Genomic DNA, 14746 nt, shown 5'->3' with positions numbered 1-14746 from the left:
GGAGTCAAGGACCGGAGCGAGTAGCGGAGATCCTGCGCTCGGGGCTCCGATGAGTTGACAGATCCCGCCATAAAGGCGTGGCAGCCTGCTGTCGGCCGCACCTACGCTCAACACGGGACGCCGCTGCCGGATCCCGAGAGCATCAGGCGAGAGGAAATTCCATGAATGGCGATCAGTTGGCTGTCACGGTGGCCGATGGGTTTGTGCCGGTCATCGACCTTTCTTTCAGGGACAGTGCGCAAGGGCGCGCTGCGATTGCCGAGGCGATCGGCAATGCGCTGCAGAGCTCCGGATTTTTCATCATCGTGGGGCATGGAGTTTCCCCGGAGCTCACCAACCGCATGTTCACAGCGACCAATTCGTTCTTCAAGCTGCCGGACGAGGAAAAGGACCTGGTCGCCTCCCGTCCCGGCGTGTCCGGATATCGCAGGGCCGGTGGCACACTTGCCCGCAGCCTCGATCAGGAGACGCCCCCGGACCTGTGCGAGACGTTCGCCGCGCATGTGACGGGCGAGTTGAGCGAGGAGGAGCGCGGGAATCTCGGTGACCAGTGGGCGAGCTGGACGCACAAGAACATTTGGCCGGAGAATCCTGGGGATTTCAGGGGGGTGTGGCAGGAGTACATGGTGGCGATGGGTGATCTGGCGGCTGATCTCATGCGCCTGTTCGCCCTGGCGCTCGGTCTGGAGGAGGAGTTCTTCGGTGACAAGTTTGACCGCCATGGTTCGTCCGTGGCCGTCAACTACTATCCTCCGCAGATCGAGGCTCCGCTGCCGGGGCAGTTGCGGCGTGGTCCGCATACGGATTTCGGCAGTCTGACGGTTCTCTATCAGGAGGACGACCGTGGTGGTCTGCAGGTCCTTCATGGTGAGGACGACTGGCGTGATGTCGCTGCCATTCCCGGCAGTTTTGTGGTCAACATCGGTGATCTGATGGCTCTGTGGACCGGTGGGCGCTGGGTCTCGACCTTGCACCGTGTGGTCAACCCCGAGCGTGGTGACACCTCTTCCCGGCTCACCATCCCGTTCTTCTACCTCCCCAACCACGACGCCTCCATCGAACCGATGCGGCCGTTCCGGGACTCACCCTCCGTGGAGCGGTTCGATGCCGTGACCGTCAGTGAGTGGGTATCCCGCAAGGTGCAGAAGATATTCACCTGATTTGACCCGAGTTGACAGATGCCAAGGCCGGGCGTGGCCCCCCGCCGCCGGCCAAACTACTGTCAAATCCAGGCACCGCTTCCGGATAGGCTGCGGGATGGCTGCACGGAAATTCAACTGGCTTGCCATCCTGCTCCACAGAAAGGCAGTGGATCGTGCAGAAGAGCGTTCACCACGACAGGATCAGTGAGCAGTACCAGGCTTCGAGCACCCAGTACGACAACGTCAAGAATCTCCCGTACGCCTTTGTCGAACGGGAGACACTGCTCTCCGGAATTCCCGACCTCACCGGGAAGCGAATCCTGGACGTGGCCTGCGGCACGGGGTTCTACTCCCGTATCTTCAAGCGGCTTGGTGCCGAAAAGGTCGTCGGCGTCGACATCGAACAGAGCATGGTCGACGTGGCTCGCCAGATCGAGGCCGAACAGCCGCTGGGCATCACATACGAGGCAGTCGACGCCGCCGAGCTGCCGGTACTCGGCGAATTCGACATCGTGGCACCCATCTGGGCGTTTGTACACGCCAAGGATGCCGCTGAATACCACGAGATGGTGTCGCGGTGCGCCAAGAATCTGGTGTCCGGCGGCAAGATGGTCGCGCTGTGTTCGAACCCGGACATCGATCTTGAGAAGATGTCCGTCTACGGGCGCTATGGCCTCTCCATCACCCCCAAGGAGAAGCATGGGGACCGCCAGGTGATCCACATCGAGATGGATGTCGATCCACACGTTGGATTCGACGGATTCTTCTGGCCGGCCGGCACCACGGAAGAAGCGATGGAGAAGGCCGGTCTCATCGATGTCCGGCGTCTCCCGAACCGCGCCCCCGGGCATCTGGCCGGCCTGTCCGAGAAGGGATACTGGGCCGACTTCGTGGCGAACCCGCCGTTCGCTCTCTACACGGCCGTCAAGCCGTAATCCGAAACAGCCGGAACCGGAGCTGCGGAACCTTCTCGAGACGGAGAATCCCATTGAAGCTCGCTGTATTCGGAGCAAACAGTTCGACCGGGCGGCATCTCACCGGGCAGGCGCTCGCCGCGGGCCACACGGTGACCGCCGTCGTGCGACGGCCCGATGGTTTTCCGCTGTCCGACCCGCGCCTGCAGACCTTCGGTGCGGACGTGTACGACAAGGCGGCGGTCGAGCGTGCGGTGGCCGGACAGGATGCGGTGATATCGATCCTGGGTGTGCCTTATGGGCGCGAGCCCGTGACGGTGCTTTCCCGTGGCATCACGCATATCACCGATGCGATGACCCTGCACGGTGTCAAGCGATTGGTCACGGTGACCTCCCGTCTGCTCGCCGTGCACGCCAATCGGTCGGCCGGCGAAAAGCCGCTCTATGAGCGATTCATGTACCGCAGAGTGCTCTACCCCATCCTGACCACCCTCGGCCGGACACTGTACGACGACATGGTGCGCATGGAGCAGATCGTGCGCGCGACGGACCTCGACTGGACCATCGTCCGGCCGTCCGCACTCTTCAACACCGACCTCGTCAGCAATTACCACTTCGGCCCGCCGGAGTCACCCGGGCTTTACACATCACGTATCGACCTGGCGCATTCCCTGCTGCGCGAGGTGACCGATGACGCTCATGTTCGCTCGGTCGTCTCGGTGTTCACCACCGATGGAGTTCCGACCTTCGGAGACGTATTGAAGAAGGAAGTTATGCGCATCGGATCCTGGGACCACAAGTAGACTTCTGGCCATGCCCGGATGGCGACACCACCTGCAATGAGAGTGGTGCCGCCATCCGCGTGTTTATCCCCCTGTCCCCCAAGTCTCTGGTTGCACGATCGACTTGAGCTGCACCTGTCGCTACAATGCTACGGCGGTATGGGAACAGATGTGCCAATCAGGTAGGTTGAAAAAGTCTGACCGTGCGCTCGAAGGACAGCCTCAAGGGGGAGATGCACCAGTGCGCAAAGGGTCGAAGCTCGCAACATTCCTCGAAATTCTGCACTGGTCACCCGAGCGGCTTGCCCGGGAAATCAATCGACGATACGGCGAGGGCACCGTCAGCCTCAAGGCGCCGTATGGCTGGGCAAAAGGCGCGTACCCCCGGGGCCAGGTGCCTGATTTTGTCGTCGCCATCCTCTCCGACCAGCTGGGCAGAAGGATCGATATCGGCCAGATCTGGCCGCAGCGTTTCCCGGACACCGAGCCCGGTGGTACTGACGACCCGGGCCTCGGCCCGCCGTGGTCGGAGGAGCACGTCGACCACATCCTGCGCTCGCTCGTCGGTCCGGATGAGCACGAGAGCGGGGGACCTCCGCGGCCGGGCGAGCCGGTGCCCGGTGCCGTGCTGGTGCTGCTCGCCGTCGACTGGCTGACGACCGACAGCAGGCCGGCCGTGGCGCGGCCGGAGGGCGCCGAGCTCTCCGCGGAAATGGTCGACGTACTGGTCGCCCGGGTCGCGCGGTTACGCAGGCTGTGCGCCTCACAGGACAGCGCGCTCATCATGAACTGGGTGGTGCACGAGCTGCGTTGGGCCCGGTACTTGACCAAAAAGGCGGCCTATGACGCGCCGACCGGCAAACGGCTCTACCGGGCGATAGCGGAGCTGGCGCAGCTCGCCGGCTGGCTGGCCGAGGACCAGGGCCAGTATGTGCGGGGCCAGCAGTACCTGCTGGCGGCACTGCGGGCGTCCGGCCTCGCGGGCGACCGGCACCTGGGCGCGTACATCCTGTCCTGTCTCAGCTATCACCTCACAAAGTGCGGCAACGGACGGGACGCGCAGCGGCTCAGCAAGCTCGCGGACGCCGGCATGGACGGCGCGGTGCCGGGCGTCCTGCGCTCGCTCCTGGTCTCGTACGAGCCCCGGGTGCCGACCCGGTTCGGCGATGAGCCGGTGCTCGTCGACCGGGACAGCAGCGCCGTCCGGCGGATCGGGATCGAGGAGTGTGCCGTCGTGGGCGCCGTGGGCCAGGAAGACAAGGGCCGGCTGCCACGGCAGGTCTGAGGTCAAGTCCCGGTCGCCGACGCGGGTTCGCAGATGGCCGGGTCACCACCGGTTTGCCCGGACCGGTGCGGTGCGCGAGGGCCGCGGACCGCACCGACCGGGGCGGCCTCAGGCTTCGGGCTCGATGTTCTGGTTGCGGCGGAAGACATTGGCCGGGTCGTAGACGGCCTTGAGCGAGGCCAGCCGTTCCAGGACGGGCTTCTCGTACAGCTCGGACCGGAAGTCGTCGGCGGCCCGCTTGCCGTAGACGAAGTTGAGCGACCGGCCCAGCGTCCAGGGCGCGACGGCGTCATCGAGACGCCGGTGGACGGCGCGGATGTCCGCCAACTCCGGCCCGTCGGTCGAGGACACCACGCGCAGGACGTAGCCGGCCTCCCGGAAGGAGACCGCGTTCGGTACCGCGGGCCGGCGCGACAGGGCTCCGCCGAGGTGGCGGAGCTCCACGATGCACCCCACCGGTGCGTCCGCACCGGCCAGTTCGCGGACCGCGTCGAGCACCGCCGGGTCCAGCTCGCTCAGCAGCACGTTGTTGCCGTCGTAGGCGTTGGGGAAGTTCGGTTCGCGGTAGATCGAGCCGGCTTCGCCGTAGGGCAGCTCGCCGAGGTGGTCGAGGAGGACGGGGGCGACGTCGAGCCAGGGCCGCACCAGCTCGGGTCCGCCGGTGAGGTCGGTGCTGGCGAAGCGGATGTGCACCGCATGCCGGCCGCGCAGCGGCTCGGGCAACGCGGGGTTCGGCGGGTAGCCGAGCATGCCCAGGGACGCGGTCATGGTCTCGGGGACCCGGGCGGTCCACTCGCGGAAGAAGGACATGACGGCCTCGGCGTGTTCGGAACCGAAGAACAGGCCGCCGCCGTAGATGCGTTCGACCGGCTGGAGCCCGATCTCCAGGCCGGTGACGACACCGAAGTTGTCGCGTGCGCCACGCAGGGCCCAGAAGAGGCCGGGATCGCTGTCGGCCGTCACATGCCGCAACTCACCGTCGGCGGTGACCACGTCGAGAGCATGGACATGGTCGGCCGCATAGCCGAATTCGCGGGCGAGCAGACCCACGCCACCGGCCAGTGTGTAGCCGGCGACACCGACGTGCCCGGCGGAGCCATTGAGCGGAACCAGCCCGTGCGGCCCGGCCTTTTCCATCACCTGCTCCCAACGTGCTCCGGCCTCGACCCAGGCGCGCCTGGCCACCGGGTCCACGGTGATCCGGGCCATCCGGTCGGTCTTGATCAGTAGGCCGCCCTCGTCGGGCACGGTGATTCCGTGCCCGGTGGACTGCACCGCGACCGCCATCCCCCGCGCGACGGCGTATTTCACGGCCGCCTGCACATCCTCGGCCCCGAGCGCACTCACCAGCACCGCGGGCCGGTGGCGGAATCCGGTCTGGTAGCCGCTGAGTTCCTCGTCATAGCCGTCCTGGCCGGCAGCCAGCACCCGGCCCCGGACGGTGTCCACCAGAGGGAAGAACTCGTCCGGCGGGTTGTCGATGATCATCTACAGCGGTCCCTTTCCTGCAGGAGAGTCGGTCCCCTGGGCGAGAAGTCACGATGACGTCAGCTCTCGGGCTCCAGATAGCCCCCCAGGGTGTAAGTGCCGGACGGCGTGGCCCGGTCCGGGCGTTCCCCGTGCGCGGGGCCGAGATAGCCCGCCAGCGTGTAGGTGCCCTCGTCCGCGGGGCCCGGCGGTGAGCCGGCGTCCGGTGCCGCGAAACTCCGCGCACCGTGCAGCCATGCCACGTAGTCGTACAGGTCGGTCGCCGACATTGCGGCCAGCGCCGTGTTGCGGGCGGCGGCCACCGCGTCCCTGGCGTGCCACAGCCCGATGCTGTCCCGGGCCAGCCGGTGCACTCGCGCGGTGCGCTCCCGGCGATCCGCGTGGTAGCGGCGAAGCCGCGAACCGAACCGTGCCGCGGGGCAGTTCAGCAGTTCACCGAGCACCACCGCGTCCTCCAGGGCCATACACGCACCCTGCGCCGCGTAGTGCAGCATCGGGTGGGCCGCGTCGCCGAGGAGGGCGACACATCCGTCGGTCCAGCGGTCCACCGGCTCCCGGTCGACCAGGACCCACGCCTTCCACTCCGTGCCCAGTTCCAGAAGCCGCCGCGCGGTGTCGCAGAGCACCGCGAATTCCCCGAGTACTTCCGCGGCCGGCACCGCCGTTCCGGAGAAGGTCTCGGCCGGCTGGTTCTCCACGCTGGGCGCCAGGTTGAGATAGCGGCCTCCGGCGATGGGATAGTGCACAAAGTGGCGCCCCGGTCCGGCCCACCACGTCACCGACTGGTGACGCAGGCCCGGGGGCACTCGCTCCATGGGCACGATCGACCGGTACACGGTGATGCCCGCGTTGCGTGGCCTGCCGTCCCCCACCAGCTGCGCGCGCACCGCGGAGTGCAGGCCGTCGGCGCCCACCAGGGCGTCCGCGGTCAGGGCGGTCCCGTCCCCCAGCAGCACCCGCACTCCCCGGTCGGCGTGTTGGTAGCCGACGACCGGGCAGGACGGCCGCAGTTCGATCAGGTCGCCGTCCCGGCAGGCCTGCAGCAGCAGCCGGTAGAGCTCGCCGCGGTGCACCACGACGTAGGCGTTGCCGAAGCGGGCGCGGTAGCGCTCGTCCAGCGGCATGCTGACGACGTGCTCACCGGAGACGCCGTCCATGAAGCGCAGCTCCCCGACCGGCACCGCGATCCGGCGGACGGCCGCGGCCAGGCCGAGCCGGCTGAGCGCGGACATGCCGTTCGGGGCGAGCTGGATGCCCGCGCCGAGTTCGGCGAACTCGGCGTTGCGCTCACACACCACGACGCGGTGCCCCTGGGCCGAGACACTGAGCGCCGTGGCGAGGCCGCCGATGCCACCGCCGGCGATGACGACCGTCGTCATGCCTGCTCCCCGGGCCGCTCGTCGGCCGCGACCGGGCGCGCTCCGACCAGGCGGGCCAGCTCAAGTCGTTTGATCTTGGTGGTGGCCGTCTGCGGCAGGTCCGCCTGCCGCCACTGCACCGGCGCGGCCATCTCCGGCAGGCCGGCCACCGCCAGACGCCAGGCCGTGCGGTCCAGCGGCCGGTCGTCCTTGGTGCACACCACCGGGCGGGGCGGCCCGTCCTCCGAGGGGATGATCACGACTTCGGACAGCTCGGCGAGGCGGGAGAACAGCTGGTCCTCCACCGACAGGGTGCTGCCGAATCCGGGGATCTCGTCCACCTCCCGGTCCATGAGGTGCAGACACCCCCAGCGGGTGCGGTAGCCCAAGTCGCCCATGCGCCACCACCGTTCGGCGGCCTGCTGCTCGAACCGGTCCTGCTCGCCCAGATAGGTCCGGATCCGGCCGTCACTGCTGACCTCGATATAGCCCGGTGAGGATGCGGTCGGCCGCTTCCCGTCGCGGCTCACCACCCGCACCCCGGTCATGCCCGGGAACGGGATGCCCACGCAGCGCCCGTCCGCCTCCGGCGAGCGACGCCCGCTGTACGAACGGGCGACGCTCGGGCCGACTTCGCTCTGCCCGTAGATCTGGCCGAACCGCGGGGACCGGCGCCGGGACGCGCCGAGCAGGGTGCGCACGGTGCGCGGGTGCAGGGCGTCGAACGTACTGCTGAAGAATTTGACGTTGGACAGGGGCTCCAGCGGGTCGGAGGCGAGCTGCTCCCAGCTCAGGTAGGTGTTCGGGTGGGCTTCGAGCACGGCCGGGCGCAGCCGGGCGAACAGCCGGGACACTCCTCGCGGATCGGCGTCCGCGAGGACCGCCACCGGGAAGCCGCGCAGCAGCGAGATGGCGAGGGCGGTGAAGAGGCGCGAGTGCACAAAGGAGACATGGATGGCCACCGGCTCGCGTCGCCTCATCAGCGCCGTGGCCAGCGCCTGCGGTCGGTAGCGGGCCTCAAGGCTGAAGGCGGTGTGCACGGCAAGCTTGGGGATGCCCGTGGTGCCGGAGGTGTGCGTGACCAGGGTCGGATGGTCGGGTGGCAGCTCCAGCGCGGGGATGCGCGGTGTGCCGGCCAACTCGGCCAGATTCGTGGCGCGTTCGTCGGTACCCGAGCCCAGCAGTACCCGGTGGCTGAGCGCGAAGACCGCGTCGGGCAGCGAACCGGCCAGCTTCGCGGCATCGGTGATCAGGTACGGGCGGTCGACCCGGCGCAGCAGCGCGGTGACCGTCTCACCGTCCAGGTGCGGCGACAGAAGGATCGGGACGGCGCCGATCCGTGCGGCGGCGATGGCGAGCAGGGTGATGTCAAATGAATTGCTCTTGTGAATCACCGCATGGTCGCCGGGCCGTAGGCCCGCGCGCCACAGCCGGGAGCCGAAGTCGCTGACGAGATCGGCGACGTCCGTCATCGTCATGCTCCGTCCCCGTTCCGGCGCGATGTCCAGATCGTGGTCGAGAAGCAGGACGTTCGTCGGATACCTGGCGGCTGCCCGGTCGAACAGCGTGCCCAGCCTGATGCCGCGATTTCCTACGCGCTGGAGAAGCATGCGCCCACCTCGGATCAACGGGTATTTTCGGGGACGTTGGGTTGGTGACGTTGGGTCAGTCGGCCTCGATGACCTTCTTGAGGCGACCGACGGTGGCAGCCATGTCGGTTTTCACCTTGGCTCCCCATTCCTTGAAGAACCTCTTCTTCTCGTCGTCGTTCATCTCGGCCGTGATGCCCTGGATTCCCTCGGTGGGGGCGCCCATACGGAAGTGGTGAGTGAGCGCCGTGCCACCTTCGGCAGGGCGGAGGACAAAGCTCCAGACGCTGTCCTGGGGCCGGCCGATGTTGCTGCGCATCGCCCAGGAGAAGCGGCGGCCGGGCTCGGCCGACACCACCTCGGCCGTCGTGGTCCACGGGCCGCGGACCACCGGTGCCCACGCCACCACGTCGGCCCGCCGGAAGTTGTGGCCGCGGAACACCGAGCCCAGGGCGCCGGGTTCGCCGTGAATCCATTCGCCGCCGGTGCATTCCTCGCTCCACTGGTGACAGCGCGGGAGGTCGCTGACCACCGAGTAGACGAATTTAGGAGTTTTGGCGATATGGGATTCGATGCTGATCTCGAAGAGGAACGCGCTTTCGGTGCCTGGGGTCATGAGGGAAATCATCTCCACGATTTTTCGGGCCGGGCAAAGATGCCCAGGGCGGATCAGTCAGGTTTCGCCGTCATGCGCGGCCCGGCGCCGACTTTTCGAGCGCGTCCTCCGGGCGCGTCCTCCGGGTGCGGCGCCTGCCATTCGACCAGGGCGAGGCCCGCGGCCATGCCCCCGCCGAATCCGGCGAGCACCACCAGATCGCCGGGGGCGAATCGGCCGGCGGCCCTGTCGAGGGTGATCGGCACGGACGCCGCCCCGGTGTTGCCGAAGCACCGCACCGTGGTGTGCGTGTGCTCGGGCAGAAAACCGAGGTCCGCGGCGAGGGCCTCGATCATCCGGCCGTTGGCCTGGTGCGGCACGAAGTGCAACGGCCGTACGCGGTCCGGCAGATGGGTGTCCAGGAAGGAGCGGATCAGCGGTCCGACCCGGCTCTCCACGAAGCGGCGCACCGCCGGGCCGTCCATCGTGAAGTAGTGCAAACCCTGCTCGACGGACGCCGGTGAGGCGGGAATCAGCGAGCCGCCCGCGGGGACCCGGATCAGCTCCCGCTCCGCCGGGAAGGTGGCGAGCCGGGTGGCGAGCACCCCGCCGCCCGTGGCGGGCCCCAGGACCACGGCGCCCGCGCCGTCACCGAAGAGCACGACGGTCCGGCGGTCGGTGGGGTCGAGCGTGCGGGAATAGATGTCCGCGCCGATGACGACGGCGTGTGTGCCGGTGCCGCGGATCATGCGTTCCGCCGTGGCCAGGGCAAAGACGAAGCCGCTGCACACCGCGTTGATGTCGAATGCGGGTGTGCCCGCGGGAACACCGAGTTCGGCCGCGACCGCCGTGGCGGTGGGCGGCTGCGGCGAGTCCGGCGTGGAGGTGGCCACCAGGACCAGTGCGATGTCCTCGGCGCGCACCCCGGCGTTGTCCAGCGCCATGCGCGCGGCCATCGCCGCCAGGTCCGAGGTGGCCTCGTCCGACTTCGCCCAACGGCGTTCGCGGATTGCGGTCTTGCGGGTGATCCACTCGTCCGTCACGCCGGCCGGTGCTCCGACCTCGTCATTGGTCACGACATTGCCGGGGAGACAGGAACCGGTGCCGAGGATTCCGACCGCGTCCGCGTCATGGACCGCTGCTGCACACATGGCCATGGTGACTCATTTCGGGTCGTCGCCGGGCAGACGTACCAGGATGGAGTTCTGCGCGGCGTCCGGTACGACAGCTCTGCGTCGGAAGATAGTCAGCGGCATGTCCCACCCCCCAGACAATGCGGCAATAACTGTCAGCTCCGGTGGGATGCGTGGTGGTTCGATACCCGGAGCGGGCAGGAGTTGACAGATTTCCCGACCGATGCGTCGACGCCCATCGGTCGAATACGTAGCGTTGAGCGTCGATGTGCCCTGCCGTCCGGACAAGGGATATTCATGGGGACAAGCAATTCCGCAGCAACAGGCCCGCCATGGTCCAATGCCATCGACGTACATCACCACATCATTCCGGAGTTCTATGTCGAAGGGCTCCGGAAACTCGGGTTCGCGTCCACGCTGCCCGGCGTCGACAAACCCGAGTGGAAGATCGAGACCAGTCTGTCGATGATGGACCGGCAGGGCATACGGGCAGCGGTGGTCAATGTCTGGCCGGGGGTGCCCGCCGTGGACGCCGCCACGGGCGCCCGGTTCGCCCGCCGGGTCAATGAGTTCCTCGCCGAGCTGGTCGCCGCCCATCCCGGCCGTCTCGGGGCGTTTGCCGTGCTGCCGTTGCCGCACCTGGACGCCGCGCTCGACGAGCTCGCCTACAGCATGGACGTGCTCGGCCTGGACGGTGTCGGCCTGGTCACCAACTACGACGGCCGGTACGTCGGGGATCCGTCGCTGGACGCGTTCCACGCCGAGGCGGCCCGGCGGGGCACGCCCCTGTTCGTCCACCCGACCGCGCCCCCGGCCGACCAGCCGACCTTCGGACTGCCGGTGTCGCTCTGCGAGTTCCCGTTCGAGACCGTGCGTCTGACGGCGCAGTTGCTGTACAACCGCACTCTGGACCGGCACCCCGGGCTGCGCGTGATCCTGTCCCACGGCGGTGGCGGCGTCGCGTACTACGCCGCCAGGCTCGCCTGCGGCCCGCTGATCCGCGCCGACCTGGCCGAGCGGCTGCCCGCCGACCCGATCGGCTACCTGCGGCGTCTCTACGGCGACACCGCCATGATCGGCGATCCGCATGCCTTCGGCTCGGTGCGCTCGTTCGCGGGGGCGGACCGGATGCTCGTCGGCTCGGACTTCCCGTTCATGCCGGAGTCGTTCGGTTCGGAGAGCTTCCGCTACATCGTCGACCACGGCGGATTCACACCGGATCAACTGGCCCGCATCGAGCTCGGCAACGCCATCGATCTCTTCCCACGATTCGCCAACGACCAGCAGGAGGGCCGTTAGCTTGCTCGACGACACCATGGTCACCGCATATCTGGACCGCATTTCGGCGCAGCACCCCGTGAAAGCCGACCTGGAATCACTTCGAACCTTGCAGATGCGACATCTGCTCTCGGTGCCCTTCGAAAACCTTGGCTATCACCTCGGTGAAGAGATCCACATGGACGAGAGGGTCGTCGGCAAGATCGTCGAAGAACGGCGGGGCGGCGGCTGTTACGAGGTCAATCCGGCCCTCTCCTTCCTCCTCGAAAGCCTCGGCTACGACGTTTCCCTGATGCCCGGCCGGGTGTGGATCAAGGGCGAGCTCACCGCCCCGCTGTGTCATCTGGCGCTCAAGGTCCGCATCGGCGGGCGCAGTTGGCTGGTCGATGTCGGATTCGGCCGCAACAGCAGGTACCCGCTGTCCATGGAAACGGAGGAGGTTCAGCAGGACCCGCACGGCCGCTTCCAGGTCGCCGCCGCCGACGACGGCGGCATCGATGTGCGGGCGAACGACACACTGCAGTACCGGGTGTACGACATACCATGCCGCATCCCCGACTTCGGGCCCACGCTGTGGTGGTACCGCACCGCGCCGGATTCGCCGTTCCTGCAGAACCTGTTCTGCTCGCTGCCGACCGAGAACGGCCGGATCACGCTGAAGGAGGACCAGCTCACGCGCGTCGTCGGCGGCGAGCGGGAGAGCCGGCGGCTGGCCGGCGACGACGAGATCCTCAAGGCGTACGACGAATGGTTCGGGATCAAGTTGGAGCGGCTGCCGGTGAAGGCGGCCGGGGGCAACACCGTGCCGATGTCGTTCGACTGATCCTCCGGGCCGGCCGCGCGGTCCGGGCGCCCGGCCGACGGGACACCGCGTCCCGTCGGCCGGGCGCCCCCGGGCGAGCCGGGTGCCGAGGGGTCAGGCCGTGCCGGAGGGGTTGGAGATCAGATACCGCCAGTATCCGTCCGCGCCCTTACGGGCGATGTCCGTCGCCGTGCCCTCGATGTGCACCCGGGTGCCGTCCGGGCCGATGCCGTCGTGGACATAGTCGTTGATCAACAGGGCGGTGTCGCCCACCACATAGACCTGGCGCAGCGTGACGTCGATCGGGATCCGGTCGCGCACCACCGCCGGGAGCGCGGCCCGCCGCCGCGCCCCGGAGGACGTCTCGCCGGGCCGCACCACATGCATGCCCTCCGGCACGAAGAGGGCATCGAGCAGTCGGAGATTCCGCGCATTGAAGGCGGCCGCGAAGGCCTGGGGAAGATCGGCCGGATCGGCCGGAAGGCCGTCTCCGTTTTGTATGTCGGACATCGGTCGAGTACAGCAGTCGAGAATGCCGGCGTACAGCGGCCGGGACGGATATCTGTCAGCTCCGGGTTTTCGGTGCGAACAACTCCCGGCCGGATCTGACAGATCGCGGAAGAAGACCTGGCCCGGCCTTTCACGGAACCGGCACGATGCCGGTGGTATCCGAGCGCCGCGAATCCAAAACCGGTTGACAAGGAGCAAATCCCTTGACCAGGCTCACCATTCTCTTCCATTCCCGCAGCGGAAACACCTACCAGCTCGTGGAAAAGGCCGCGAAGACGGCGCTCGACGCGGGCGCCGAGGTACGTGTGCGCAAGGCGCCCGAGATCCCCGACCCGATGATCCTCGACAAACCCGCCTATGCCGAGCTCGCGACGGCCACCGCGGACCTCCCGGACGCGGGCCTGGACGACCTGGTCTGGGCCGACGCGATAATGGTCGGCACACCGGTCCACTACGGCCTCCCCGCCCCGCAGATCATGAACTTCATCGACCACACCGGGCCGGTTGCCATTCCCGGCAAGCTGATGAACAAGGCAGTGTCCGCGTTCGCCTCCGGGTCGATGCCGCACGCCGGGCAGCAAGCCGCGATCCTGGCCCTGCACAACGCGTTCTGCCACTGGGGCGCGGTGATCGTGCCGAACGGCTCGGCCGCCGCCGTGCTGCACCAGCCGGGCAACGGGGCTCCGTACGGCACCGGCACTATTTCGCGGCACCAGGCGAACAGCGTGACCGAGGACAACTTTGACGCGATCACATATCAGACGCTGCGCACCCTCCAGATAGCCGGGGCACTCACCCGGGGTCTTCAGCCCGAGCCGAAGATCACCATGGTGAGCGATGAACGGCTGCGCACCTTCGGCTTGAACATCTGACGGGCCCGGCATGACGATGCGCGACACTCCCTGGCCGGAAGGCACGCCGTGCTGGGTGGAGGTGCAGGTCGACGACCCGGTACGGACGAGCGCGTTCTACCGGCGGCTGTTCGGCTGGACGTTCTTCGACCACGGTGCGGAGTATCACCACTATCTGACGGCGCGGCTGGATGGCCGGGCCGTCGCCGACATCGGGCCGCGGCCGTCGGGGCGGGTGGCCGGCGGGCCGTCGGCGTGGCTCGTCTGTTTCGCCGTCCGGAGCGCCGACGCGGTGGCGGAGAAGATCACCGAAGCCGGGGGCGGGCTGCTGCTGCCGCCGGGCGATGTGGGCTCGCACGGCAGGTTCGCGGTCGCCGCCGACCCGGCCGGCGCAGAGTTCGCGATCTGGCAGGCGAACGAATACCTGGGCGCGGAGGTCGCCGGCGTCGCGGGCTCGGTGGTGTGGCACCACTGCCTGAGCAGGGATGCCGAGGCGTCAAAGGCCTTCTACGCCACGGTGTTCGGCCACACCGTGACGCAGGCCCCCGGCTCCGACGCGGGCGACGGCTGCATCACGCTCGACATCGACGGACGCCCGGTGGCCGGAATCGACGAGCCGGCCGCCGAGGCGCCGATGGATGTTCCCTCGCACTGGAAGGTCACGTTCGGTGTCACCGACGTCGACGCCGCGATAGCGAAGACCACCGAGCTGGGCGGCTCGCTGCTCGACGGACCCTTCGACACTCGGCACGGCCGGTGTGCCCTGGTCGCCGACGAACAGGGCACACCGTTCGAAGTGCTCGCGGTCGGCGGCTGACTTCCCGGCGCGGGCCGGCATCGGCGCGGGCCGGGTCGGTCATCGGGACCGACCCGGCCCACCGGGTTTTCTCCGCCGCGAGGAATTCCGGTATCCGTAACACGAGCACAGGCCGGGAAATACGGAGCGAGGCGGACCGGCAGCAGCTGCCAAGTGCGCATAATTGACAGACTTCTGCTGACCTGACGAACCGGGCCACCGT

14 protein-coding genes are annotated in these 14746 nt (G+C 68.0%); 8 read left to right on the top strand and 6 right to left on the bottom strand.

What is annotated here, in order from left to right; genetic code table 11:
• The first annotated feature begins 161 nt into the window (after positions 1 to 161).
• The 4 genes from ABCR83_RS14435 (at position 162) to ABCR83_RS14420 (ending at position 4123) form a co-directional block, all read left to right on the top strand.
• Positions 162 to 1160, top strand: a complete 999-nt coding sequence (locus ABCR83_RS14435; protein WP_462695372.1) for an isopenicillin N synthase family dioxygenase — start codon at positions 162 to 164, stop codon at positions 1158 to 1160.
• A 155-nt stretch (positions 1161 to 1315) separates the two neighbouring features.
• Positions 1316 to 2077, top strand: coding sequence for a class I SAM-dependent methyltransferase (locus tag ABCR83_RS14430; RefSeq protein WP_462695371.1), 762 nt, complete (start codon positions 1316 to 1318; stop codon positions 2075 to 2077).
• 53 nt (positions 2078 to 2130) lie between these two features.
• Positions 2131 to 2859, top strand: coding sequence for an NAD(P)-dependent oxidoreductase (locus ABCR83_RS14425; RefSeq protein ID WP_462695370.1), 729 nt, complete (start codon positions 2131 to 2133; stop codon positions 2857 to 2859).
• A gap of 373 nt (positions 2860 to 3232) precedes the next feature.
• A complete protein-coding gene (locus ABCR83_RS14420; RefSeq protein WP_462695369.1) occupies positions 3233 to 4123 on the top strand; it encodes a hypothetical protein in 891 nt (296 codons plus the stop codon).
• Positions 4124 to 4231: 108 nt separating this feature from the next.
• On the opposite strand, the gene ABCR83_RS14415 is transcribed toward ABCR83_RS14420, so the two are convergent.
• The 5 genes from ABCR83_RS14415 to ABCR83_RS14395 are packed head-to-tail and all read right to left on the bottom strand — an operon-like array spanning position 4232 to position 10304.
• A complete protein-coding gene (locus tag ABCR83_RS14415) occupies positions 4232 to 5611 on the bottom strand; it encodes an FAD-binding oxidoreductase (protein ID WP_462695368.1) in 1380 nt (459 codons plus the stop codon).
• Between the two features lie 59 nt (positions 5612 to 5670).
• Positions 5671 to 6990, bottom strand: coding sequence for an FAD-dependent monooxygenase (locus tag ABCR83_RS14410; RefSeq protein WP_462695367.1), 1320 nt, complete (start codon positions 6988 to 6990; stop codon positions 5671 to 5673).
• A complete protein-coding gene (locus tag ABCR83_RS14405; protein ID WP_462695366.1) occupies positions 6987 to 8579 on the bottom strand; it encodes a class I adenylate-forming enzyme family protein in 1593 nt (530 codons plus the stop codon). The genes ABCR83_RS14410 and ABCR83_RS14405 overlap by 4 nt, the downstream gene beginning before the upstream one ends.
• A 55-nt stretch (positions 8580 to 8634) precedes the next feature.
• Entirely contained in the window at positions 8635 to 9174 is a 540-nt protein-coding gene (locus ABCR83_RS14400) for an SRPBCC family protein (protein ID WP_462695365.1), read from the bottom strand.
• Positions 9175 to 9227: 53 nt separating this feature from the next.
• A complete protein-coding gene (locus ABCR83_RS14395; protein WP_462695364.1) occupies positions 9228 to 10304 on the bottom strand; it encodes a 3-oxoacyl-ACP synthase III family protein in 1077 nt (358 codons plus the stop codon).
• A gap of 279 nt (positions 10305 to 10583) precedes the next feature.
• On the opposite strand from ABCR83_RS14395, the gene ABCR83_RS14390 reads away from it, so the two are divergent.
• Both ABCR83_RS14390 and ABCR83_RS14385 read left to right on the top strand, forming a co-directional pair.
• Entirely contained in the window at positions 10584 to 11585 is a 1002-nt protein-coding gene (locus ABCR83_RS14390; RefSeq protein ID WP_462695363.1) for an amidohydrolase family protein, read from the top strand.
• A gap of 1 nt (position 11586) precedes the next feature.
• On the top strand, positions 11587 to 12387 hold the full coding sequence (locus ABCR83_RS14385; protein WP_462695362.1) for an arylamine N-acetyltransferase family protein: 801 nt from the start codon (positions 11587 to 11589) through the stop codon (positions 12385 to 12387).
• Between the two features lie 93 nt (positions 12388 to 12480).
• Here the strand turns inward: ABCR83_RS14385 and ABCR83_RS14380 are convergent, their stop codons facing one another.
• Positions 12481 to 12876, bottom strand: a complete 396-nt coding sequence (locus ABCR83_RS14380; protein WP_462695361.1) for a YybH family protein — start codon at positions 12874 to 12876, stop codon at positions 12481 to 12483.
• 203 nt (positions 12877 to 13079) lie between these two features.
• Between ABCR83_RS14380 and ABCR83_RS14375 the strand changes: the two genes are divergently transcribed.
• Together ABCR83_RS14375 and ABCR83_RS14370 are read left to right on the top strand one after the other, a co-directional pair.
• Positions 13080 to 13748, top strand: a complete 669-nt coding sequence (locus tag ABCR83_RS14375) for a flavodoxin family protein (RefSeq protein ID WP_462695360.1) — start codon at positions 13080 to 13082, stop codon at positions 13746 to 13748.
• Positions 13749 to 13758: 10 nt separating this feature from the next.
• Positions 13759 to 14544 carry a VOC family protein gene (locus ABCR83_RS14370; RefSeq protein ID WP_462695359.1) on the top strand — a complete coding sequence of 262 codons (786 nt, stop codon included), beginning with the start codon at positions 13759 to 13761 and terminating at the stop codon, positions 14542 to 14544.
• Positions 14545 to 14746: the final 202 nt, after the last annotated feature.

This window comes from Streptomyces xingningensis, from assembly GCF_054957865.1.
Note: the sequence above shows the minus strand (reverse complement) of the source record. Positions and strands in the feature narration are given on the sequence as shown.

Bases quoted from the DNA above. Each gene is read 5' to 3' on its own strand.
- ABCR83_RS14435 (WP_462695372.1), top strand. From the start codon at position 162: ATGAATGGCGATCAGTTGGCTGTCACGGTGGCCGATGGGTTTGTGCCG.
- ABCR83_RS14415 (WP_462695368.1), bottom strand. From the start codon at position 5,611: ATGATCATCGACAACCCGCCGGACGAGTTCTTCCCTCTGGTGGACACC.
- ABCR83_RS14410 (WP_462695367.1), bottom strand. From the start codon at position 6,990: ATGACGACGGTCGTCATCGCCGGCGGTGGCATCGGCGGCCTCGCCACG.
- ABCR83_RS14405 (WP_462695366.1), bottom strand. From the start codon at position 8,579: ATGCTTCTCCAGCGCGTAGGAAATCGCGGCATCAGGCTGGGCACGCTG.
- ABCR83_RS14400 (WP_462695365.1), bottom strand. From the start codon at position 9,174: ATGACCCCAGGCACCGAAAGCGCGTTCCTCTTCGAGATCAGCATCGAA.
- ABCR83_RS14395 (WP_462695364.1), bottom strand. From the start codon at position 10,304: ATGTGTGCAGCAGCGGTCCATGACGCGGACGCGGTCGGAATCCTCGGC.
- ABCR83_RS14390 (WP_462695363.1), top strand. From the start codon at position 10,584: ATGGGGACAAGCAATTCCGCAGCAACAGGCCCGCCATGGTCCAATGCC.
- ABCR83_RS14380 (WP_462695361.1), bottom strand. From the start codon at position 12,876: ATGTCCGACATACAAAACGGAGACGGCCTTCCGGCCGATCCGGCCGAT.
- ABCR83_RS14370 (WP_462695359.1), top strand. From the start codon at position 13,759: ATGACGATGCGCGACACTCCCTGGCCGGAAGGCACGCCGTGCTGGGTG.